The organism is Phyllobacterium sp. CL33Tsu, assembly GCF_900113985.1.
Classification (GTDB): domain Bacteria; phylum Pseudomonadota; class Alphaproteobacteria; order Rhizobiales; family Rhizobiaceae; genus Phyllobacterium; species Phyllobacterium pellucidum.
Genome location: NZ_FORJ01000001.1, coordinates 1,759,535 through 1,780,163, shown reverse-complemented (window position 1 = coordinate 1,780,163; position 20,629 = coordinate 1,759,535). Strand labels below are relative to the sequence as shown.

The 20,629-nt window shown below is 59.1% G+C and carries 18 protein-coding genes; 12 read left to right on the top strand and 6 right to left on the bottom strand.

Annotated features, from left to right (window positions below):
- Nucleotides 1–4 precede the first annotated feature (4 nt).
- Nucleotides 5–2,554, top strand: a complete 2,550-nt coding sequence (gene ligD / locus BM074_RS08675) for a DNA ligase D (protein ID WP_091921108.1) — start codon at nt 5–7, stop codon at nt 2,552–2,554.
- A gap of 9 nt (nt 2,555–2,563) precedes the next feature.
- Here the strand turns inward: ligD and BM074_RS08670 are convergent, their stop codons facing one another.
- The 4 genes from BM074_RS08670 to BM074_RS08655 form a co-directional block, all read right to left on the bottom strand.
- Nucleotides 2,564–4,417 carry an ABC transporter ATP-binding protein gene (locus tag BM074_RS08670; RefSeq protein ID WP_091921106.1) on the bottom strand — a complete coding sequence of 618 codons (1,854 nt, stop codon included), beginning with the start codon at nt 4,415–4,417 and terminating at the stop codon, nt 2,564–2,566.
- 135 nt (nt 4,418–4,552) lie between these two features.
- Complete coding sequence (locus tag BM074_RS08665) at nt 4,553–4,987, bottom strand: hypothetical protein (protein ID WP_139217639.1); 435 nt, start codon at nt 4,985–4,987, stop codon at nt 4,553–4,555.
- Nucleotides 4,988–5,078: 91 nt separating this feature from the next.
- Nucleotides 5,079–5,891 carry a non-homologous end joining protein Ku gene (locus BM074_RS08660; RefSeq protein ID WP_027231229.1) on the bottom strand — a complete coding sequence of 271 codons (813 nt, stop codon included), beginning with the start codon at nt 5,889–5,891 and terminating at the stop codon, nt 5,079–5,081.
- A gap of 63 nt (nt 5,892–5,954) precedes the next feature.
- Nucleotides 5,955–6,254: a putative quinol monooxygenase gene (locus tag BM074_RS08655; protein WP_027231228.1), complete on the bottom strand. Its 300-nt coding sequence runs from the start codon at nt 6,252–6,254 to the stop codon at nt 5,955–5,957.
- On the opposite strand from BM074_RS08655, the gene BM074_RS08650 reads away from it, so the two are divergent.
- Together BM074_RS08650 and BM074_RS08645 are read left to right on the top strand one after the other, a co-directional pair.
- Nucleotides 6,253–7,356 carry a DNA topoisomerase IB gene (locus tag BM074_RS08650; RefSeq protein WP_091921102.1) on the top strand — a complete coding sequence of 368 codons (1,104 nt, stop codon included), beginning with the start codon at nt 6,253–6,255 and terminating at the stop codon, nt 7,354–7,356. The two genes, BM074_RS08655 and BM074_RS08650, sit on opposite strands and share 2 nt — an antisense overlap.
- 199 nt (nt 7,357–7,555) lie before the next feature.
- Nucleotides 7,556–7,855, top strand: coding sequence for a hypothetical protein (locus BM074_RS08645; protein ID WP_175492328.1), 300 nt, complete (start codon nt 7,556–7,558; stop codon nt 7,853–7,855).
- On the opposite strand, the gene BM074_RS08640 is transcribed toward BM074_RS08645, so the two are convergent.
- The gene (locus BM074_RS08640; protein ID WP_091921100.1) at nt 7,842–9,605 is read right to left on the bottom strand and encodes a putative bifunctional diguanylate cyclase/phosphodiesterase; all 1,764 of its coding nucleotides are present in this window, start codon (nt 9,603–9,605) and stop codon (nt 7,842–7,844) included. The genes BM074_RS08645 and BM074_RS08640 overlap by 14 nt on opposite strands.
- A 158-nt stretch (nt 9,606–9,763) precedes the next feature.
- Between BM074_RS08640 and BM074_RS08635 the strand changes: the two genes are divergently transcribed.
- The 9 genes from BM074_RS08635 (at nt 9,764) to BM074_RS08595 (ending at nt 19,401) form a co-directional block, all read left to right on the top strand.
- Nucleotides 9,764–11,356, top strand: a complete 1,593-nt coding sequence (locus tag BM074_RS08635) for an EAL domain-containing protein (RefSeq protein ID WP_091921099.1) — start codon at nt 9,764–9,766, stop codon at nt 11,354–11,356.
- Between the two features lie 99 nt (nt 11,357–11,455).
- Nucleotides 11,456–12,217 (top strand): transporter substrate-binding domain-containing protein, encoded by a 762-nt coding sequence (locus tag BM074_RS08630; RefSeq protein ID WP_091921097.1) that lies wholly within the window; start codon nt 11,456–11,458, stop codon nt 12,215–12,217.
- Nucleotides 12,218–12,262: 45 nt separating this feature from the next.
- Complete coding sequence (locus BM074_RS08625; protein ID WP_175498935.1) at nt 12,263–13,591, top strand: GGDEF domain-containing protein; 1,329 nt, start codon at nt 12,263–12,265, stop codon at nt 13,589–13,591.
- 23 nt (nt 13,592–13,614) lie between these two features.
- Nucleotides 13,615–14,232, top strand: coding sequence for a CDP-alcohol phosphatidyltransferase family protein (locus BM074_RS08620; protein ID WP_091921093.1), 618 nt, complete (start codon nt 13,615–13,617; stop codon nt 14,230–14,232).
- The gene (locus BM074_RS08615) at nt 14,233–16,035 is read left to right on the top strand and encodes a bifunctional alpha/beta hydrolase/class I SAM-dependent methyltransferase (protein ID WP_091921091.1); all 1,803 of its coding nucleotides are present in this window, start codon (nt 14,233–14,235) and stop codon (nt 16,033–16,035) included.
- Complete coding sequence (locus BM074_RS08610; RefSeq protein ID WP_091921090.1) at nt 16,032–17,378, top strand: phosphatase PAP2/dual specificity phosphatase family protein; 1,347 nt, start codon at nt 16,032–16,034, stop codon at nt 17,376–17,378. Before BM074_RS08615 ends, BM074_RS08610 begins: the two co-directional genes overlap by 4 nt.
- Nucleotides 17,371–17,793: a hypothetical protein gene (locus BM074_RS08605; RefSeq protein WP_027231221.1), complete on the top strand. Its 423-nt coding sequence runs from the start codon at nt 17,371–17,373 to the stop codon at nt 17,791–17,793. Before BM074_RS08610 ends, BM074_RS08605 begins: the two co-directional genes overlap by 8 nt.
- A 56-nt stretch (nt 17,794–17,849) precedes the next feature.
- Nucleotides 17,850–18,470 (top strand): lysophospholipid acyltransferase family protein, encoded by a 621-nt coding sequence (locus tag BM074_RS08600; protein WP_036813659.1) that lies wholly within the window; start codon nt 17,850–17,852, stop codon nt 18,468–18,470.
- Nucleotides 18,463–19,401, top strand: a complete 939-nt coding sequence (locus tag BM074_RS08595) for a phosphatidate cytidylyltransferase (RefSeq protein ID WP_091921088.1) — start codon at nt 18,463–18,465, stop codon at nt 19,399–19,401. The genes BM074_RS08600 and BM074_RS08595 overlap by 8 nt, the downstream gene beginning before the upstream one ends.
- A gap of 2 nt (nt 19,402–19,403) precedes the next feature.
- On the opposite strand, the gene BM074_RS08590 is transcribed toward BM074_RS08595, so the two are convergent.
- Entirely contained in the window at nt 19,404–20,558 is a 1,155-nt protein-coding gene (locus BM074_RS08590) for a fumarylacetoacetate hydrolase family protein (protein ID WP_091921086.1), read from the bottom strand.
- Nucleotides 20,559–20,629 lie beyond the last annotated feature (71 nt).

The following is a 20,629-nucleotide window of genomic DNA, read 5'->3' as shown; positions in this document are numbered from 1 at the left end:
ATCGATGGTTGCGCTCGAAACCTACCGGAAGAAACGCAATTTCAAGACCACGCCCGAACCCAAGGGCCGCAAAGCGGCTAGTGCCGGGAACAGCTTCGTTATCCAGAAACACGACGCCACACGGCTTCACTACGATTTCCGACTGGAGATGGACGGTGTTCTCAAGAGCTGGGCGGTGACGCGCGGTCCGAGCCTCGTTCCCGGCGAGAAGCGACTTGCCGTTCATGTCGAGGATCATCCGCTCGAATATGGCGACTTCGAAGGCACCATCCCCAAGGGCGAGTACGGCGGCGGCACGGTCATCGTCTGGGATAGCGGCACCTGGACACCCGTATTCGACGAGCATCGGGGGTATGCCAAGGGGCACCTCGAATTCGAACTCCATGGCAAAAAACTATCGGGCCGCTGGCATCTTGTCCGCATGCAGGGCCGCCCACGCGAAAAGCGCGAGAACTGGCTTTTGATCAAGGGCGAGGACGACGCTGCGCGCACGGCGGGTGACCCCGACATTCTTGCGGAGAAGCCGGAATCGGTGAAGACCGGGCGGGATATCGGCGACGTCGCCGGCGAAGCACCGGGATGGTCCTCCAAAACCGGCAAGATCGACAAGGATGCCTCGAAAGCCCGGGCCGCAAGGAAAGCACCTGCGCCAGCGGTCGATGTTAGTATGCCTGATCCCTCGACTATCAAAGGCGCGAAGAAGGCGAAGCTCCCTGTTTTCGTCGAACCCGCCCTGGCGTCGCTTTCGACAAAGCCGCCATCGGGGGAACGCTGGGTTCACGAGATCAAGTTCGACGGCTACCGGCTGCAGGCGCGGATCGAGGCTGGCCGGGTGAAGCTTCTCACCCGTACAGGGCTCGATTGGACCAAGAAGTTCGGCAAGGAAATCATCGCCGCGCTGCAGGAACTTGCGGTCGGCACCGCCTTGGTCGATGGCGAACTCGTCGTCGAAGCTTCCGCCGGAGCCTCCGACTTTTCTGCGTTGCAGGCAGATCTCAGCAGCGACCGCACGGATCGATTTATCTTCTACGTCTTCGATCTTCTCTATCTCGACGGTTATGACCTTCAGGCTCTGCCACTCCTCGAACGCAAGGCGGTGCTGCAGAAGATCGCCGGCGGCAGCACGGGCATGGTGCGGTTCAGCGAGCATTTCGAAGGCGACGGCCAGAACATACTCTCCCATGCCTGCCGGCTCAGCCTTGAAGGCATCGTTTCGAAACTGCGCGATGCGCCCTATCGGTCGGGCAGGGTCAAGAGCTGGATCAAGGCGAAATGCTCGCAAAGGCAGGAGTTCGTCATTGCCGGCTATGTCCCTTCGACGACATCGCGCAAGGCAATCGGCTCACTCGTCATGGGCGTTTACAATGGCGACAAGCTCGAACATGTCGGGCGTGTCGGCACCGGCTACAGCACGGCCGTCGCCGAGGATCTTTTTCGTCGTCTTGAGCGTATCCGTCAGCCGGAAAGCCCGTTTGTCGCGCGTCTTGCCGCCGATGCGGCGCGTCAGGTGCGCTACGTCAAGCCACAACTCGTCGCCGACGTCGAGTTCCGCACCTGGACGGCCGACAACAATCTGCGTCACGCCGCCTTCCGCGGCTTGCGCGAGGACAAGCCGGCGCACGAGGTTGTCCGGGAGACGCCCAAAATGAATGGGCAGATAAAACCGCAGAGGTCCACCGTGAAACTCACGCATCCCGATCGCATCTACTGGCCCGATCAGGGCGTAACCAAACAGGGACTGGCGGATTATTATACCGAGGTCTGGCCCTACATCTCGCCCTTCATCGTCGGGCGGCCGCTGGCGCTGCTGCGAAGCCCGGAAGGCATCACCGGCCAATCCTTCTTCCAGAAGCACGCGTGGAAAGGGCTCAATCCGAACATTGTCCTGGTGAACGACCCGATGGACAAGGATGAGGAGCCGCTGATCAGCATCAAGGATCTGGACGGGCTGATCAGCCTCGTGCAGGCGGCCGTGCTCGAAATCCACCCCTGGGGCTCGACCGTGAAGGATTGGGAACGTCCGGACATGATCATCATGGATCTCGATCCCGGTGATGGCGTTCCGTGGGAGCAGGTCATAAGGGCGGCCGAGGAAACGCGCGAGCGGCTGGAACAGGCTGGCCTGAAGGCGTTCCTGAAGACCTCCGGCGGCAAGGGTCTTCATGTCGTCTCGCCCCTCAAGCCGAAAGCGGTATGGCCCGAGGTCAAGGCGTTTACCAAGGCGATTGCAGATTCGATGGCTGCCGACAGTCCTGGACTTTACGTCTCCACCATCACCAAGGCAAAGCGCACCGGCAAGGTCCTCATCGACTACCTGCGCAACCAGCGCGGCGCAACGGCGGTCGCACCCTATTCGACGCGGGCACGAGCGGGCGCGGCCGTATCGATGCCGCTGGAATGGAGCGAGCTCACCCCGGGAATTGGACCCGCCTACTTCACCGTCCTCAACACGCCGACGCGTATCGCCTCGTACAAGGCCGACCCCTGGGTCGATTTCCGCGCAGCAGCGGCGCCGATCGAAAAGCCGAAGGGAACGCGCGCGAAGAAGGCCTAGAAAGCGGCTCTAGTCGATTTCTTCGGCAATAAAGCCTGCTGTCTGGCGTTTCCACAGGCGGGCAAACAAGCCGTCAGTCGCCACAAGTTCGTCGGGCCTTCCCTCTTCGACGATGCGTCCCTGATCGAGCACGACTATTCGGTCCATCATGGCAATCGTCGAAAGGCGATGCGCAATGGCAATCACCGTCTTCCCATCCATCACGAGATTGAGCTTTTCCTGGATTGCGGCCTCGGACTCGCTGTCGAGCGCGGAAGTCGCCTCGTCGAGGATCAGGATGGGGGCATTTTTCAGGAGAACGCGCGCGATGGCCACGCGCTGGCGTTGGCCCCCGGAGAGCTTGATGCCGCGGTCGCCGACGAAAGCGGCGTAGCCCCTGCGGCCCTCACTGTCGGAGAGATCGCCGATGAAGCCATCGGCACTCGCCATCTTCGTCACCCTTTCGATCTCGTGCTGGGCCGCATCCGGCCGGCCATAGCGGATATTGTCGCCGACCGAACGATGCAGCAGCGCGACATCCTGGGCAATGACGCCGATCGCGCGGCGAAGGCTGGACTGCGTTACCCTGCGGATGTCCTGGCCGTCGATCGATATCGCGCCATCCTTGATGTCGTAGAAACGCAGGAGCAGGTTTGCGAGCGTCGTCTTGCCGGCGCCTGAGAGACCTACGAAGCCGACCTTTTCGCCCGGCCGGATCGTCAGGGACAGATGGTCAATGACGGGTTTGCCCGACGCGTACGCGAAGCGGACGTTCTCGAATCGGATCTCGCCCCGGTCCACAACAAGCTCGGCCGCCTCCGGCCGATCGGTGATTGTCGGCGGTGTCGTCATTACCGGCATGGCGTCCTTGATCGTGCCGATCGCCTGGAAGATCTGCTGGCCCATCTGCAGGAATGTGAATGTGTGACCGGAGAAGCGGCTGAGAACATAGACGGCGGCGGTGAACTCGCCGATCGTAACGAAACCGTCAACGAGGCCGGTAAAGCCGATCCACAGGATCGCTAGCCAGTGCATCATGTTGAGGACGACGACGATGACCTCAGCCGTACGGTAGATCCGCTGTTCGCTCTGCTGCGCCTTGATCGCCTTGCCGATTATGCCTCTGATGGCACCGGCCTCGCTGTCTTCAGCGGCGAATTGCTTGACCATCTGCATATTGGCGTAAAGATCGGTGATGGCGCCGGAAATCAGGCTGCGACGCCGCGCGGAGCGCCGTGAGCGCTCGGTAAAGACGGGCGCCAGCCTGACGGCGAGCAATACGTTGAGCGTGATCCAAATTATGGACGGCAGCGCAAGCTGCCAGGAGAGCGCGCTCAGCAGAACAACGGAGCCGACCATCTGCATGATGAATCGCGGGATGGACTGGAAGGCGGAAATGACCTGCTGCTGCACGGCTGACGCCACCTGCTGCAGGCGCGAAGCGACTTGGCCGGCATAGAGATCGTGGAAGAAGGCGAGGTCCTGCCGCTCGACCGCCCTGTGGCCCTGCCATTGAATGGCAGCCGGCATGCCGATCCCAAGCGTGTGCGAGTTCAGCGTATTGACGAAAAAGGACGCGATCGGGATGACTGGGAAGAGCATCAGGCCGAGGAGGATCAGCAGCATTCGGTCGTTATGCAGGAAAGCGACAGCACCCTGCTGTGTGACGCCATCGACGATGACAGAAAGGCCCCAGACGATCGTCAGGTTCATGGCCTCGATCGCCATGGTGCAGAGGGCGAGCGTGATCAAGATGCCACGAAACATCAGGACGAAGTGAAGAAGGACAGCCACTGGCCCCCTGGACGGCAGCGGCCTGTAGGGGATATCGAGTGGCTGGATCAGATTCTCGAAGGGACGGTATATTGCATCTGAAATTGACATGGCTCGATCGGACACCAGCTGAGAAGGAGGGCGAAAACCTGAACGGCCGAATCGAGTGCCGTCCGGCCATAGTCTCAATCTATATCAGGGGCCTGGAGTTCCCCTATATTACGTCCGACATAGCCGTGCCGCTATTCAGTTCGATCGTCCAGACAGACCCTTGAATAATCTGCTGATCAGCGAAGGTGAACTTCGGACAGGAGCAGGATAATAGTCACCAGTCTGTGGATCGTAACAGTCGATGCCGTGGCGGTGCGCTGTTTCGACGATAAAGGCCAAAGCCTCCTGCAAACCGTCCCAGGTGAGGTGGAGCGACATGAAGTCGTCGGAGATCGTCGATTTTATCGGGCTGAACGTCCATATCGTAGCTCCGCCCTGAGGAGCGAGATCCGGATATCGCTTGAGAAGAGCATCCGCAAAGGCTTCAAGGTTCGGAGCGGCCTTTTTGTCCGTGCTTTCGGTTTTAGCATCCACCCATTCGTCAAAATTCGGATCACTAGGCGTCATGCCGGCGCTGGCAGCCCAACAATAAAAATCTGCTGACATATCAAATTTGCCTTCTTGGCTCACGGCGTCAGCGATGGACGCCCAAATTGCTGATTGAAATTATTCATTCTAAAATTCGAAACCGTTCGTAGATAACAACAGAAATCGATCTTGCCTACCGTTTCTTCGTCGGCTTGCTGTCGCTCGCTATACTCTTGCGCAGCGCATCCATGATGTTGATGACGTTGCTGGGCGCCTCTTCCGTTTCCGCCGCCTTGGCTTTTGCCGGACGCTTCTTGCCCTTTTTCTTGGCCGCGATGATTTCGAGCAGACGGTCCTGCACCGGATCTTCGGCCATCTTCGGATCCCACGATTTGGTGCGCTCCTCGATGAGTGTCTGCACCAGTTTCATCAGTTCAGGATCGGTCTTGCCGGTAGGAATATCGCCGAAATAGGCGTCGCCATCGCGAACCTCGTCGCCATAACGGAGCGTCCACAGCACGATGCCGCGGCCGCGCGGCTCGATCATGACCGCCCGCTCGCGGCGATACATGACAAGGCGGGAAATACCAACCCTTCCTGTCGCCACCATCCCTTCGCGAATGACGGCAAAAGCTTCCTCGCCGACGGGATCATCGGGCGTCAGGTAATGCGGCTTGTCGTACCAAATCCATTCGATGCTTTCGCGCGGCACGAACATCTCGATGTCGATTGTGCGCGTGCTTTCGAGCGCGACAGCATCGATCTCGTCATCCTCGAGCACCACATATTCGTCCTCGCCGCGCTGATAGCCTTTTACCTGATCGTCCTCGTCGATAGCCTTGCCGCTGACGGAATCGACATATTGGCTGACCACGCGGTTGCCGGTCTTCCGGTTCAATGTATGAAACCGCACTTTTTCCTGATCGGTCGTAGCCGGAACCATCGCCACGGGACAGGTCACCAGAGACAGTTTCAGATAGCCTTTCCAGAAAGAACGAGGAGCCATGTCAACCTTTCCTTGCCGTCCAGCACGAAAGCTGCAAACAGCCGAATCGTTCCCGCATAATAACTATGGCAGTTTCGCCGCCAAAACCTCAAGCTTGTTGATCTGAGGCGGACTGGCGAAAAGTTCATCCGCCCGCGCCATCAAAGCTGCAGCAACCTTGCCGGAAAGATGGGCGTTCCGCGCGCTTTCATCCGGAAAGGCATCGAAGATTGCAAAGTTGCTCTTCCCCATCCGAATGCCGAACCAGGCGACGGTTCCCGCTTCTTCGTTGACGAGCGGCAAGGCGGATTTCAGAAAGGCCGCGACCTCTTCTTCCTTGCCGGGTTTTGCTTCGAGCGGAACATAGAGAGCAAGTTTCGTCATGGTCATTCCTCCCTTGACTGCGATGCGCGTCACTCGGCGCTGGAACAGTCTCGCCGCAATCACGTTTCTCGGCAATAGACATGTGGAGACGACGGTGAAGCGCGGATATGAAGATTATGCAGAAGAGCTTGGCCTGAAACTGGTCGATCCGGCAGATTTCACGTTAATCCGCACACCCTTTAAGAAGGGCTTCCGCTATAAACGGATCGACGGCAAGCCGCTTTCTCCCAAGGACGAAGCCCGTATCGTGGCACTCGTCATCCCGCCGGCCTGGACCGATGTCCGTTGCTGCGGTAGCGCCAAGGGCCACATACAGGCTGTCGGGCAGGACGTACTCGGGCGCCGGCAATACATCTATCATCCGAAATGGGAAAACGTGCGCAACAGCATGAAGACCAACCGTTTGCTTGCATTTGGCAAGGCCTTGCCGCGCATCCGCAAACGGGTGATGCGCGACATGCGCAGCAAGCCGACATCCGGAAAACCACTCGCTGCCCTTGCCATCAAGCTGATCGACCAGAAGGCGTTTCGTGCCGGTCACGAAAAATATGCCAAGGATGGCGGCCGTGGCATCGCTTCGCTTAAAAGCACCGACCTCAAGATCGATGGCAATACTGCAAGCTTCGTTTTTGCCGGCAAATCCAAGAAAACCAATGAGATAACGATCAAGGATCCGTCTGCGGTCAAGCGCCTGAGGCTGTTGAAGCGTCGGGGACGGCTGTTCCAGTACAAGGACGAGAATCGCTGGCGAAAGCTTCATGCCGGCAAGCTCAACGAATATCTGCGCGAGATTTCAGGTTCGAAGGTCAGCGCCAAGGACTTTCGCACCTTCCACGGTTCCGCACGAGCACTGGCCTTCCTGGCCGGTATCGAGGCGCAAAGTGAATCGGCGCGCAAGCGCGCTGTTGCGGCGGCTATGCGCCATGTCAGCGAATTTCTGCGCAACACCCCGGCCGTGACAAGGTCGAGCTACGTGCACCCGTTGATAATCGAAAGTTTCAACGCTGGAGAACTCGGCGAGGCCTTGCTGCGATCGCCTCATCGAAAGGGTTTGAGCGGCCCCGAGACCGGCCTGATGCGGCTCCTCGAAGGCGAACGCTAGATGCCGGATATGTGTTCAAGGGCGTTTGAGAAATTTGGAACCGCAGGGCGCGATTCCGCATTGCGGTAAGTGGGCCGCGGAAAAGAGGAAATAAATTCGATTTGCTGGCGCTCGGAAAATGCGCTTAGCTCACATCATGCCCAGCGGGAGGCGACCCGCAATCATGGATGTGTTCTCGCCTTATCTGAGGGAGCGTGTCATGGCCTTTTTGGAAATCGACAGACGCATATTTACGACCACTGATTGGGAAATCATGCAGCGCGCGCATAATCGCGCTTCGATTCTGCTAGATCGTTGCCCAAGGACCGATCCTCGGTGCAATGAACTTGCGCGAACGATTATCGCAATGTTCGAAAGCGGGATCCGCGACGAGGATGAACTGGCCGCAATGGCGGCAAACCGCGAACTGAGTTTTCTCGGTGCGCGCGGTCATTTCCAGAAACCCTTCCCGATCGGGAAAATCAAGCAAGGAATGCCGGAGTCATTCACGGAACACTAGAGCCTTTACTCCGCTCGACAAGCAGCCGTGCGCCAAGGTCCGCCGCAGGTTCCGGGTAGGCGATTGCATAGCCCTGCAATGTATCGCAGCCAAGACGCCGCAATAATTTCGCGTGCTCGTTGGTCTCGACGCCCTCTGCAATCACCCCAATGCCGAGTGCCCGGGCTATTCCAACGATTGACCCGACGAGACTCCTCTGCTCGGGTGAGATCGTGATTGGCATGACCAGGCGCCCGTCGATCTTCAGGCGCTTGGGTTTGAGTTTCAGGAGACCGATGATCGAGGCGTGTCCCGAACCGAAGTCGTCCACCTCTATGTCGATTTCCATTTGCTTCAGCAGGGAAATGTTGAGCAGGACCTCGTCTTCGAGCTCGTCGAGAAAGATCGTCTCCAGGAGCTCGAACGAAATCGCATTGTGCGGAATCTGCAAAAGACGCAGCTGGTTGATCAGCAACGGATCGGACAGGCGGGCCGCCGATGTGTTGACCGCAATGCGTGGAACCGCGATGCCGCTTTCCTGCCAGACCTGCCGGTCGCGCAGCACTGCTCGCAACATGGCTGCATCTAGATCGGCCATGAGGCCGAGCGTATTTGTCACCTTCAGGAAGGCCTCGGGGCCGAGCACGCCGCGCTTGGGGTGTCGCCAACGGGCCAACGCCTCTATACCGACGATTTCACGTGACTCAGCATCGATCTGGATCTGGTAGAAAGGCACGAACTCGCCGCGCTCAAGGCCCCGCTTCACATGTTCAGCGATGCGACGGTCCCGCGAAAGTTCGCTTTTGAGGTGCGGCGCAAAGAATTCGACGCGGTTGCGGCCGAGCTTTTTGGCGCGGTAGAGCGCGATATCGGACTCGGCGAGCAGTCCCGAGGCGTTGCCGTCATTGACCCATGCGACGCCGATGGAGGCGCCGGTCTGCAGCAATGCTCCGCCGTGGGATACGCCCTGCTTCAGGAGGCGCACGATATGCTCGGCAACAACTTCCAGCTCCCGGATCGTCGCAAAATCCGAAAGGAGGATGATGAACTCGTCGCCCCCCATGCGCGCAACGAAGCCGCCTTCCGGCACGACGGAAGCGATCATCAACGCCGCCGACTTCAACACGGCATCGCCCGCGGCATGGCCCGCCGTGTCGTTCACCTGTTTGAAATAATCGAGATCGACATGGAGCACGGCGAGGCGCTCCCTTAGAGGATCGTTCGACAGTTCGGCAAGACGCCTGTCGAAGAACCGCCGATTGGGAAGACCGGTCAGATAATCGTGCTCGGCAGCATACTCGATCTGAGCGGTGCTGGCTTCGAGGGCAAGCGTCCGTGCTTCGGCGATCGCCTTCTGGTTCGACAATTCGCGGGTAAGCATGACATCGGCGGTCACGTCCCACTCGGCGCCAACGAACGTGCCGCTGCTGCCGTCGTCGTAATAATGCGCCCGCGACCTGATGTGACGAATATCTCCGTTCGGGAGTATCACCCGGAACTCCGAGACGTAGTCGCTCTTGAGCTCGGCGGCTTCATTGAAGTCCTCCATGGCTCTTGCCCGATCGTCAGGATGAATCGCATTGATCCAAATTTCCGAGCTAACTCGTCTCTGCGTACCGCCGGTGCCATAGAGCCGGTGCATCTGCGAATTCCAGATCACCTCGCCCGTCTCGGCATTGTGCTCCCAGACGCCGATCTGCGATGCGTCGAGCGCTATTTCGAGACGACGAAGGATGTTTTGGAATTCTTGCTCTGATCGCGCCGGCTGCATCTTCTCGTTGTGGCTCCACCCTCGCCACAACTTACAGCGTGGATTTCGGGTTCGCTACGATTATTGTCTCGTGTCATTCGGTCAGAGAAATTTTACGACTTGCCGTGCAAGGATGATCTTAACCTGGAAGCTTGGCGGATCGATGCTTGGAAAAGACGATGAGAATTTTCTGGATGCGGCGCCATTTCGATCGAGCCTGGTTCAGGAGTTTGCTCGTCGCGGCCTTGATAATCGGCGGCGGTATCTGCGGTGCATGGATCAGCAAGCTGGTGATCGTCTCGAGCGATCGGGCCGACATGCGCAGATACACCGATCAGGTGCTTGATCGCGCGGTTGACGTTTTTGCCGAAGTCGACGACATGCTCGCCGTTATCAACGGCTCGCCCTTTCCTTTCTGCTCGACCGAAGAAATCAGCTACCTTCGCGATATTCTGTTTCGAACGAAGTTCCTGAAGGATCTCGGACGGGTCAAGGACGGCGCTTTTCATTGCTCTGCGGTTTTCGGGAAGGGGCGCAAACCAATGCCCCTGATCACGCATGATTTCGAAACATTGGACGGCAAACTGATCTACACGAAGGCACGTCTTGCCATCTCCAACACCACCGCCCCGATCATCGGCACTGGCCAGGCCAATGTCGTCCTTGATCCCCAAGCTTTCGAAACGCTGAAAAATCCCGACTACACGTTCAGCGTCATGTTCAATCCCGTTGGCATGCCCGAGACGATCGGTCTCTTCGGCACACTCAATCAAGGGGCAATCGGGAGGATCAGGCCCTCCGGCGGCGGGAGGCAGGGCGGTACGATCTTTCGCAACGTCTGCAGGAAAACCGCCTGCGTAACGGTCAATGTCGAAGTCGGCAGGCTCGAGGCATCGGAGCAGCCCATGACGATCATTCTGACCCTGTTCGGAGCGGCGCTTGGCGGCGCGCTCGGAGTGATCCTCATCCTGCTACGCCGCAACACGATGAGCATGAAGGCGCGCCTGCAGCAGGCGATCGCGCGCAAGCGGCTGACGGTAGAATATCAGCCCATCGTCGATATTGTCACTGGAAAACCGGTGGCGGCGGAAGCGCTGGCGCGTTGGCGCGACAATGGCGAAGCAATTTCGCCGGATGTGTTCATTTCGGTTGCGGAGAAGTCAGGCCTGATCAATCGTCTGACGACCTGTATTATCGAACACGTCCTGGACGACATGGCGGCGTTTCTGGTGGCCAATCGGAATTTTCATATCAATATCAATATATCCGCTGCCGACCTTTTCGATCGACACTTCAACGATTGGCTCGCGGCCCGGCTGAAGGCGGCAAACGTTGCCAGCGACCAGATCCTGCTCGAAATTACCGAGCAATCCACCGCCAACTCCAGCGATGCAATCGCCGCGATACGGCGCTTGCGGGCGCGCGGGCACAAGATCTTCATCGATGACTTCGGAACCGGTTATTCGAGTTTGGCCTATCTTGGCGAACTGAGCGTCGATGGCATCAAAATAGACCGTTCCTTTACCCGGACCATTGGTACCGGATCTGTGTCGGTCTCGATCATCCCTCAAATCATCGGCATGGCCCACGTGCATCATCTCGCCATCGTCGTCGAGGGCATCGAAACAGAGGCGCAGCGCGACTATTTTGCCGCTCTCGTACCGAAGGTGGATGGGCAGGGATGGCTGTTCGGCCGGCCGACCACTTCGGCAGCCATCAGAGAAATGCTGCACGCATCGCGCGAACAATCTAATGCAACTTCTGATATTTAACTTAAATCAAGCATGTTCGGATTAATTGTTGATCGATCATAGTTTGTTCATTTCGTCCGAGTGATTCTGCTATCATCGGGGTATTGGGGACGGCAAACGATGAAATTGACAATCCTGGCAGTGGCTGCTGTAGCACTTCAACTGCTCTCGGGCAGCGCTTCGGCGGAAGCCCTAAAACTTAGAGTTGCAACGGAAGGCGCATATCCGCCGTTCAATTCCATCGATGCCAATGGCAATCTCGTGGGCTTCGACGTCGATATTGCCAAGGCTGTCTGCGAGGACATGAAGGCTGAATGCACCCTCGTTGCCATACCCTGGGATGAGATTTTCGGCAGGCTGGAAAACAACGAATACGACCTCGTCGTAGCGAGCATGTCGTATACCGATGCCCGGGCCGCGCGAATGGAGTTTTCAAGCTCCTACTATCGTTCGCATTCGGCGTTTGCAGGAGATCCGAACCGATTCAAGGATGTTGCGCCCGCCGCCCTCAAGGGCGTGCGTATCGCGGCCGGCAAGCAGACGATCCAATCGGAATATCTGGAAAAGGCCTATAAGGAGAGCAAGATCGTTCTGACCAAGGACGAGCCGGAAGCGCAAAAGCTGCTGCAGGCGGGCGAGGTCGATCTGGTGCTGGCGGATTCCATCGACCTGCTGACCTTCCTGCAATCGCCGAATAACTCGAAGTTCGACTATGTCGGCGATCCGGTAACCAACGGCTTTCTCAAAAGCTCGGCGCACATCACCGCGCAAAAAGGTAATGTGGAATTGATCAAGAAAGTCAACGAGGCGCTCGATCATCTCCGGCTGAATGGGACGTATGATCGTATCAACAACACTTATTTTCCCTTCAGCATCTACTAGGTAAATTCGGCAATGGCAGCGCGCAGGAGAGGAGTGCAGATATCGATGATCACGGCCGGAAGGCTGCTGATCGGATTCGTGCTTCTTTACGCCATAGTTGCAGCAGGCGTTTCCATCGTATTCCTGCGCAAGATCGAGAACGATGCACGCTACACCCAAGAACAGCAGCTGCCGCTGGTCTTGAGCCAGAACCGCAACGCCATCAAGGTCGAGCGGCTGGCGTCGCTGGCGCGTTCGATTTACCTCGCGAAAGACCGCGAGCTGGAGCGACAGCTGCAATTGCAGACGCATGTGCTTGCCCAGAGCTTTACGCTGGATGAAAATGATCAGTTGGCAAAGGGCGTCCAAAAGGTCAGCAGCCACGTCAAGCAGATCGTCGCCCTTCGCGATCAGGTTCGCAAGATGGATGCCGGCGATACGAGTCCCGACCCCGCCGTTCGAGCCGAGCTGGAGCGGCAGGCGCTCGAAACCTATCAAAGCGCCATGCGGGTGACCGACGAGCTCGGCCAATCCATCGTCAGCGACGCCGCCGTTCTCGCCTATGGCATGTCTGGCGATATCCAGCGGACGGCGAAGATGATCCAGGTAGCGTGGATCATCATTCTGACGCTGCCAGTTCTCATTGCTGTCGGCGCGATCTATGTCGTGGCAAGGCACATAATTCGCCCCATAAATTCGGCCATCGAAGGCCTGCGTTCCATCGACCGCCACGAAAAGCGCAGGCTCAGACTGCGCCGGCCGCTGTTCCGTGAGTTGTCGACGATCAACGAGGCTATCGAAGCCTATGGCCACGTCTCACTCGATCTGCTGCGGACCAATTCCATCCTGCAGGCGCTTTCCGAAGAAGACGGTCTGACGACCCTTGCGAACCGGCGCAGTTTCGAAAAGCGCATCGGCGAGGAGTTTGCCAAGGCGACGCAGAACGACACCGATCTTGCAATCCTCATGGTCGACCTCGACCACTTCAAATCGATAAACGACCATTACGGCCACCAGATGGGCGATACCTGCCTGAAAATGACAGCGAATGTCCTGCGCAGCATCGGTGCCGAACGCGATTGCCACGCGGCTCGCTACGGCGGCGAGGAATTTTCCCTGGTCTTTCCGGATTGCGATTTGCAGAGCGCGATTGCCGAAGCGGAAAAAATCCGGCTGTCGATCAGCAGCCTCATCATCACCTCAAGCTACGATGAAACCATCCGTATCACCGCCAGCGTCGGTGTGGCGACGATCAGAAGCGGAAGGTTCGAGACTGCGGCGCAATTGCTCGAGAATGCCGACAGGGCGCTCTATCTTGCCAAGCACAGCGGACGCAATATTGTGAAATCCCTTCCTTTGCCCGGCAGGGCCGATTTGAAACCGCTGACGGCCTAGACCAATTCTCGGGAATCCCGCCGATGCCAACGCTCTATTCCCTGAAGCCAGCCTTCCAGAACCTGCTGCGGCCGCTCGTCGGTCGCCTGGTCGCGCGCGGTGTGACCGCCAATCAGGTCACCCTCGCGGCAGCTGTGCTTTCGGTCCTTGCGGGAGCGGTGGTGGCCCTGTTCTACGACATCTTCCCGGTCTTCTGGCTGCTGCCGGTCGTCCTTTTCGCGCGCATGGCGCTTAACGCGATCGACGGCATGATGGCCCGGGAGTTCAGGCAGGCCTCGAAGCTCGGTGCCTATCTCAACGAACTCGGCGACGTCGTCTCGGACGTGGCGCTCATCCTGCCCTTCATGCTGGTCGGGCCATTCGCGCCGCCCGGCGTCGTCGCCTTTGCCATAGCCGCGATGCTGACCGAATATGCCGGCGTTCTCGGCGTGATGACCGGCGGCGGCCGCGGCTATGACGGACCCTTTGGCAAGAGCGACCGTGCCCTGGCACTCGGCGTCATCGCGGCCCTCATCGGCAGCGGTATCGTGCTCCCTTACTGGTTCGGCTGGATCTTTCCCCTTATGGCGCTCCTTTCGGTCTACACCATGATCAATCGCGTTCGCGCAGGCTTGCGGCGCGCCGAAACAGCGGCATCCTGAATGATCTCGTTGGCGGAACACGAAACGACCACCGAGAACGCCAACGGCCACACTGCGCCCGGCGCAGCCGAAGAGCATTTCTTTCGCTCGCATGACGGAACGGAACTCTTCTATCGCAAATGGCCGGCGCGCAGCGCAACGGCCAGAGGCGCAATCATCCTTTTGCATCGCGGCCATGAGCATGGCGGGCGTGTCGCCCATCTTGTCGGCGAGCTTGGTCTCGATGATTTTGCATTCTATGCCTGGGATGCCCGCGGCCACGGCCGTTCTCCCGGAACGCGCGGCTTTTCTCCATCGTTCGCAGCTTCGGTACGCGATCTCGATAGTTTCGTTCGGCACATCATTGCCGGGGACGGCTTTGCCATGGAAGATATCGCGGTCGTCGCCCAATCGGTTGGAGCAGTCCTCGCGGCAAGCTGGGTTCATGACTACGCGCCGCCCATCCGCGCACTTGTTCTTGCGTCGCCGGCCTTTAGCGTAAAACTCTACGTTCCCTTTGCCCGGCAAGGCATCTCGCTCTGGCAAAAGCTGAAAGGCCAGTTCTTCGTCAATTCCTACGTCAAGGCCAAGTTCCTCACCCACGATCCCGAGCGGATCGCCTCGTTTGAAAACGACCCGCTGATCACCCGCCCCATCGCTTCCAACATATTGCTAGACCTTTATGAAACCGCGGAGCGGGTCGTCGCCGACGCTCGCGCAATCATCGTGCCGACGCAGCTCCTGATCTCGGGGAGTGACTGGGTCGTTCGCCATGCGCCGCAACACCGCTTCTACGAAAATCTGGCGCATCCCCTGAAGGAACGGCATGTACTGAAAGGCTTTTTTCACGACACGCTCGGCGAAAAGGAACGGGCCATTCCCATCGCCCATATGCGCCGCTTCTTAACCGAGCGCTTTGCTAAGGCCCCAGCCGAACTCGACGTCACCAACGCCGATGCCAGTGGTTACACACGCGACGAGGCGGACCGGCTTTCGTCACCACACGATATGCTTTCGGCCAAGGGCCTATACTGGACATCATACAAAACCTCCCTGCGCTGCGCCGCCCTCATCTCCGAAGGCATTCGCACGGGGGTAAAGACGGGCTTCGACTCCGGTTCGACGCTCGACTATGTCTACCGGAACCAAACGCGCGGGATCGGCCCGGGCGGCAGGCTCGTCGACAAGCAGTTCCTTGAAGCCATCGGCTGGCGCGGCATTCGCCAGCGAAAGCTGCATCTCGAAGAGCTGATCGGAATGTGCCTCGCCAGGCTTGCCGCGAGCGGAAGAACAACGAATATCCTCGACATTGCGGCCGGCCACGGTCGCTATATCCTCGACGCCATCGCGCAATCCAGCATAAAGCCGGACAGTGTCCGGCTCCAGGATTATTCGCCCATCAATGTAGATGCGGGGAACAAGTTGATAGCCGAGCGCGGTCTCCAGTCGATCGCGAACTTCCATCAGGCTGATGCCTTCGATGGCGACATGCTTGCGGCGACTGTGCCCTCCCCGGATCTTGCGATTGTCTCCGGGCTTTACGAACTATTTTCCGACAATGGCATAATCCGCCGCTCGCTCGATGGCCTCGCCCGGGCGATGCAACCCGGCAGCCTTTTGATCTACACCAACCAGCCCTGGCATCCGCAGCTCGAAATGATCGCACGCGCGCTGACATCGCACCGCGGCGGCGAAGCCTGGATCATGCGCCGGCGCACACAGGCCGAAATGGACCAGTTGGTCGCTGCCGCAGGGTTCAAGAAGATCGAGCAGCGTATCGACCGCTGGGGCATTTTCACAGTGTCGGTCGCCGAGCGTAAATGAAGGCGGCTAGCGTTTCACCGATTGGCAAATGGCGTCTTGAAGGGCCGGTGGCCAAGCGCGCCATCCTATGGCTCGCCTTTCTCGCACCCTTCTTCTATCTCACCTATGGCACCGCCAACTGGCTCGCCGCGCAACGGCTGCACGTTGCGCACATAACCTTCAGCTGGGAACAGGAAATTCCGTTCCTCGCCTGGACGATTTTTCCCTATTGGTCGATCAACGCCTTTTACGGCCTGTCCCTGTTCCTCAATGACACCCCATCAGAGGTGGACCGCCTGGCAAGGCGCTATCTCACGGCGCAGATGATCGCCGTTGCCTGCTTCGTCGCCTTTCCCCTGACCTTTACTTTCGCAAAGCCTTTGACGAGCGGAGCGCCGGGCTTCCTCTTCGATTTACTCGGGGGTTTCGACAAGCCATTCAACCAGGCGCCGTCCCTGCACATTGCCTTGCTCATCATCATCTGGGAACACTGGCGCCACCGGCTCGCAGGCGCGATACTCTGGCTATGGCACCTGTGGTGCCTGCTGATCGGAGTTTCCGTGCTCACGACCTACCAGCACCATTTCATTGACATACCAACCGGCGCACTCCTCGGATTCTTTGCCTTGTGGCTATTTCCCGCCGGGGAGCGGTCGCCGCTGGGGGATTTTGTTCTCAGTCCGAATGGCAAGCATAAGCGTATCGGCAGCTACTATGCCGCCGCCAGTTTGGCGCTTCTTCTCCTTGTTGTAGTCGAAGCAGCGAGATCGATCATTTACCTCATCTTGCTTTGGCCGGCTCTGGCGTTCGGCATTGTCGCCCTCGCCTATCTTGGCGCAGGGCCCGGAGTCTTCCAGAAACGCCAAAATGGAACAGTATCGCTGGCCAGCCTGTGGCTGCTTGCACCCTATCGGCTTGGCGTAAAAATCAACATCTACCTATGGACCCGCAAGCTGCCTTCCTCCGTGCGGATTCTTGACAACATCCACCTCGGCCGTCTGCCGAAGCGTGCCGAGCTTTCGGCTTTTGCCAGTGTGATCGATTTGACCAGCGAACTTGCAAGACCGTCCGGCGTCGAAATTGCCTGGCGAACTTTCCCGGCGCTCGATCTCGTCCCGGTACCGCCCGACGATCTTGAAAAAGCTTCGGAAGCCATCGAAAATGCGCAGATGAGAGGTCCCGTGCTCGTCTGTTGCGCGCTCGGCTTTCAGCGCAGCGCAGCGGCAGTGGCGACCTGGCTTTTGCGCCATGGGCACGCTGTTGCCGCAGAACAGGCGATACACCTTATAAAGACAGGGGGCAGGCCAATACACCTGAGCGACGATATGATCGTGACGGAAGAAACAGGGGAACGTCATGGATGAAGACGCGGAGACCTTCGCGGCCCGTTTGACGCGCAGGGCCCATACATATGGGTTTTTGACCTGCATTCTATTGGTGGCATCTTCCGTTGCGGGAGACGCCGGGGGCAAGCTTTTCAGTTGGCTATGGCCACTCCTGATAGTTGGTGGTCTGACGACGCTGTTCCTTGCCATCTATCTGCGCTTCGATGCGGCGCTTTTCCATTTCATTGCCTCGCATGAAGACGAAACGGCGGGCTGTCGTGCCGCCGACAAGCTGCTCGAGCGCATGCGCCTGCGCAAATGCCCAAAAACCACCCGTCCGCTCAACGCTCGCATTGCCGGCACCAACCGCCTGCTGATGCGCCTTCATCTGGCTTTCGCGGTCTTCCTTGCCCTCTTTGCTTCCGCAACGGCCTATGGTTTGTGGACGGCATAAGCGTGGATAAACCTGGGGAGACGTTCGGTAAGCATGTCACGCGGCGCGCCGCCGCCATGGTCCTTGCCGGCCTGTCGCGCGCAATTACCGGCGTGCGGCCCATCTGGCAGGGCTGCGCACCCTCGGGGCGGCAGCGCATCTATTTCGCCAACCATGCCAGCCACGGCGATTTCATTCTGCTTTCGACGTGCCTCCCGCCGAAGGAGCGTGCGCGGACGCGCGCCGTCGCGGGCGCAGACTATTGGCGCAAGAACCGCGTCCGCCACATCCTTGCCCGCGATCTTCTCAATACGGTGCTGGTCGAGCGCAATTGGGTGGAGCGGGCCGAAGATCCGATGGTCATCATGCTGGATGCCCTCGCCGATGGACACTCCCTGATCATCTTTCCCGAAGGTACGCGCAACATGACCGAGGAACCGTTGCTGCGCTTCCGCTCAGGTATCTACAATCTTGCCCTGGCTCGCCCCGACGTTGAGCTTGTCCCATGCTGGATCGAGAATATGTCCCGCGTGCTCCCCAAGGGCGCGTTTCTACCGGTCCCTCTATTGTGCCGCGTCGTTTTCGGCACGCCGGTTCAATTGGAGCCAGAGGAGGATCGCCACGCCTTCCTGGCGCGCGCCCGCGATGCGCTTCTGGCGCTTAGTCCCGAACAGCAGAGGGCTCTCGATCATGGTTGAAGCAGCCTGGCTGTTTCTCGGCCTTCTTGCCGTCCTCACTGGCGCAAGCGCCATTGCCACCGCCCTGTCCTGGAAAAGCCGGCGGAAAGGTGACGTGCTGCCGGACGCCCTCGCCAATCTCAACTCGCGCATCAAGGCGTGGTGGATCATGGTTGGCGCGATCTCCGTCGCCTTCTTCTTCGGCAAGGGCGGTGTCATCCTCCTGTTTGCCTTCGTGTCCTTCGCTGCCTTGCGCGAATATGTGACGCTCACCCACACGCGGCGCGGGGATCACTGGATCCTGATCGGCATGTTCCTCGTGATCATCCCCGTTCAATATTATCTGCTGTGGATCGAGTGGTACGGCCTGTTTGCAATCTTCGTGCCGGTCTACTGCTTCCTCGCCATGCCTGCCCTGACGGCAATTTCGGGCGACACCGCGCGCTTTCTAGAACGTGTCAGCGAACAGCAATGGGGCATTATGCTATCGGTCTATTGCATCAGCCATGTTCCGGCGCTGCTCACGCTGGCGATCCCCGGCTTTGCCGGCAAGGGATTGCTGCTCATCGCCTTCCTTATAGCCACCGTGCAAGGCAGCGATGTCCTGCAATATGTGTTCGGCAAGCTCTTCGGCCGGCACAAGGTCGCGCCGAAGGTTTCGCCTTCCAAGACCTGGGAAGGGCTCATCGGCGGCATAGCCAGCGCTTCGCTGCTTGGCGCGGCGCTCTACTGGCTGACCCCGTTCACGCCGGTCCAGGCCGGGCTGATGGCTGCTCTTGCCTGCATCATGGGCTTCTTCGGCGGGCTCGTCGCCTCCGCGATCAAGCGGGATCGCGGCGTCAAGGATTGGGGCCACATGATCGAGGGCCATGGCGGCATGCTCGACCGCGCGGACAGTCTCGTCTTCGCCGCGCCGGTCTTCTTTCACTTCGTCCGATACTTCTGGACCTAGCGCTAGAGAAGTTCCGCCCTGGCGAGATCGCGCAGCAGATGGCTTGCCCCATAGGTCCACGGCGCACACTCGGTCGAGAGCCGCACCCGGTTGGACAATGTCCCAAGCGAAGGCGTGGATATCGAGACGATATCGCCGAGCTTATGGGTGAAGCCCTTGCCCGGGCCGTCGCGGTCCTTGACCGGAGCGAACATGGTGCCGAGGAAGAGGACGAGGCCATCCGGATACTGATGGTGCCGACCGATCGTCGCCTCAACCAGCGATTCTGGCTTGCGCGAAATCTTCGCCATGTTGGAATGCCCGTCGAGCACGAAGCCATCCTCGCCCTCGACCCGCATGCTGAGTTCGGCGGCTTTGACGGTTTCGAGTGTGAACTCGCCATCGAAGAGCCGGACGAAAGGTCCGACGGAGCCGGACGCATTGTTGTCCTTGGCCTTGCCGAGAAGCAGCGCTGAGCGACCTTCGACATCGCGCAGGTTCACGTCATTGCCAAGCGTCGCACCGACGATCTGGCCGCTGCTGGCAACCACGAGCACGATCTCCGGCTCGGGGTTGTTCCAGCTTGAGATTGGATGGAGGCCGACGTCCGCACCGAAGCCGACCGTCGACATGGGCTGCCCCTTGGTGAAAATCTCCGCATCCGGCCCGATGCCGACCTCGAGATACTGGCTCCAGACGCCGCGTGCAATCAGCGCCTCCTTCACCTGCATCGCAGCGGGCGAGCCCGGCACGATTTGCGACAGATCCGCGCCAATAAGGCCGAGTACCTCTTCGCGCAGCGAATCCGCCCTGGTCTTGTCGCCCTTCGCCTGCTCTTCGATAACACGCTCAAGCAGCGAGGCGACAAACGTCACACCGGACGCCTTGACCGCCTGCAGATCGATGGGTGACAGCAATGCCGGGTGGGCCGGATCGAACGTGCCGGACCAGCTATTGGCAAGGACGGCATCGACGGCGCCGATCCTGGTACCTTCCACGCCGGTAACATAGCTTGCGGGTTCGGCCATCTCGCATATGTCGCGCACGGTCGGGCCAGCCTTGTCGGTGATGTCATAAACAATGCCATCTCTGATTGTGACGATCCGGGGGTGGTCGTAGCCAGGAATTTTGGCTCGTCCGAGAAGGACGCCGGAGGTTGGGACGATGGCATTTGACATGATCGATTTCCTGGATGTTTCGGATTGACGGAGTGGAATGGCATCCTCTCCCTGGACTGCTTGCCCGCATT